We start from the raw sequence: 1,072 nt of genomic DNA, 5'->3' as shown, positions 1-1,072 counted from the left end.
TACGGTGGCGAAAGCAAGAAGGATACACCTGTTCCCATGCCGAACACAGAAGTTAAGCTTCTTAACGCCGAAAGTAGTTGGTGGGCAACTGCCTGCGAGGAAAGGAAGCTGCCGTGCTCTTTTTTAATATTCCGGCTTAGCTCAGTTGGTAGAGCGCTTGACTGTTAATCAAGATGTCGTCAGTTCGAGTCTGACAGCCGGAGTAAGGAGAGAGAAGGAAGCCTAGCTTCCTTTTTTTGTTTAAGAGGAAAAGATGAAAAAAGGGGAGATCATGAACGCTTGGTCTCCTCTTTTTTGCTTGCCCCTTCTTATTAAGATCTTATCTTAATAAAATCCAATGAGGTCAACTTGAGTAAATATTGGGTACTGACCGCTTTGTCTGAGATAGGATGCTAGTCGTAATGAATGAGTCACTAAGAAGTTTTAGGGAAGGTTAAGTTGAATTATCTGCTTAAACCGCTTTGATCAAGCATGAAAAATTTGGCATTTAGATAATTAGTACGAAGCTTACCTTTATAAGAAAAAATAAAGAATCTTCTTGAAGATTGCTGGTTGAGTTGATTATTAACATTTTTGTATACGTTTAAATTCATATTGAACATAAATATATCGGATACCGAATAAGCTAATCATAATTGAGCCTAAGTCTATCTGCATAATTTTCTAACTGAGATCTTTGAATTACTTAGTTGTAATGCAAGGTACTGAGGAAACTTGGCGATAAGTGTAGTGAAGAAAATAAAAGCGTGAAATTGAAATATTATTTGCCAATGCTGCTGCAATTTTAGTGTGGTGTTAAATATTTTGACAAAAAATTGAAAAAGTGTTTTGCAAATAAAGTTCGGTAATTGTAAGCTAAATCGATAATATAAGACTAGAATAAATAAAAAGCTGTTAAAAAGAAAAGCATAAAAGAGAAGCTGGGTTACAACACATCCATGTGTTTCATGAATAACTCGAACAAAAGAGGGATTTGCCAAAAAAGAGAAAGTAGGGTAAATTAATAAAGTCGTCTTGAGAGATGACGAAGAGCTCGAGAGCTTTAAAAAAGTTTTTGAAAAAAAGACTTGCA

Annotated in this window: 1 tRNA gene and 1 rRNA gene; both read left to right on the top strand. The window is 35.4% G+C overall.

Going from position 1 to position 1,072, the window contains the following annotated elements:
• Positions 1–117 (top strand): 5S ribosomal RNA (rrf, locus tag B5E95_RS10385).
• Between the two features lie 13 nt (positions 118–130).
• Positions 131–203 (top strand) — tRNA-Asn (locus B5E95_RS10380).
• Positions 204–1,072: the final 869 nt, after the last annotated feature.

Source organism: Lactobacillus gallinarum, assembly GCF_002160635.1.
Classification (GTDB): domain Bacteria; phylum Bacillota; class Bacilli; order Lactobacillales; family Lactobacillaceae; genus Lactobacillus; species Lactobacillus gallinarum.
Note: the sequence above shows the minus strand (reverse complement) of the source record. Positions and strands in the feature narration are given on the sequence as shown.